Raw genomic sequence first — 1,133 nt, 5'->3', positions numbered from 1 at the left:
GGTTCGTGATGGGGCGTGCAGACTCCCCGTATCCCCCCTGTGCGCGCTCTTCTGTTGCGCGTCGTCGGCGCATGCCCCGGCCGGGTAGGCCGGACCGTAGACTCACACTGTACGAGCTGGCGATTGGCAGAGTCGCCAAGCACAGCCGTGACCGAAGGAGGGTGTGCTCTTGCGTCGAACTGGTCGCTTCCCTAGGGCGTGGACATTAGCCGTGGCTGCATCTGTGGCGTCCGTCTGCGTATCTCTCGCTGGATGCGCATCGATGACGGGCGCGAATGCGGCGAGCCTGGATTCGATCGCCGAGCTCGCGAGAGCTGTTGGTATCGCTCCTGAACTCGTGTACACGACTGAGGTGGACGGCTACGATCTCGCACCGCAGTCGGTCGGGCCGGGTGCTGCAGACGGGATGTCGGCTACCTGGTTCAACAGCAGCACGGGTGCGATGCTGACCATCCGTAGCGATTCTGGGGAACTCACGGAAGCGTCGTGTGCTGCGACACCCCTTTGGGATGCGCCCGGCGGAGCGGTGACGTGTGCCAATGAGGATGGCGTCTGGCATCGGTCGGCTGGAGGCATCCACGAGTACGTCGCGGTGCGAGACGGTGCGCTGATCTGGGTATCCGGAATGAACGACGCGTCGCCAGCGGATCTTCTGACAGCCGCGAAGAAAGTGCACGTGCCATCGGATGCCGAACTCGAACTGCTCTTCTCCGACGTTCCCAAGACTCCGGGCGAACCGGTGGAGCGCGGAGACCTACCTGAGGATGGCGACGGTGCGCCGATCGATCCGACCGGGCCGGGTGGTTAGTTCCACTCCGCCGAATGCGGCCGCTTGCCGGGCCGCTCCTCATATCTCTAGCCCTAATCCTCGTGGCCGGCGAGGCGCCGTCTGAGCTCTAAGTTCTCACCCTGCGCCTTGGCCAGCGCGAGTTGGAGCTGGCTCAGTTCCCTCCGGTCGGCCTCGCGTTCGGATTTCAGCCGGGCCGAAAGACCGCACGGCAGCGGACGTGCTGGGGCGCTCGTCCGCTCCCGGCTCGGTTACGCGGAGGAGGTGTCTGCTTCGAAGCTGTTCGATACCGGCGTCACCCCTGATGACACCCGACCAAACCAGCGCCGCCCTCGGCATCAAGCGG

Annotated in this window: 1 protein-coding gene; it reads left to right on the top strand. The window is 65.1% G+C overall.

Annotated elements, in window-relative coordinates:
* The first annotated feature begins 262 nt into the window (after window positions 1–262).
* A complete protein-coding gene (locus E3T27_RS06260; RefSeq protein ID WP_233201717.1) occupies window positions 263–808 on the top strand; it encodes a hypothetical protein in 546 nt (181 codons plus the stop codon).
* Window positions 809–1,133 lie beyond the last annotated feature (325 nt).

This window comes from Cryobacterium lyxosi, assembly GCF_004403345.1.
Taxonomy (GTDB): domain Bacteria; phylum Actinomycetota; class Actinomycetes; order Actinomycetales; family Microbacteriaceae; genus Cryobacterium; species Cryobacterium lyxosi.
This window is presented reverse-complemented; position numbering and strand designations above follow the sequence as displayed.

Excerpts from the sequence above, each read along its gene's own strand:
- E3T27_RS06260 (WP_233201717.1), top strand. The coding sequence starts at position 263 with ATGACGGGCGCGAATGCGGCGAGCCTGGATTCGATCGCCGAGCTCGCG.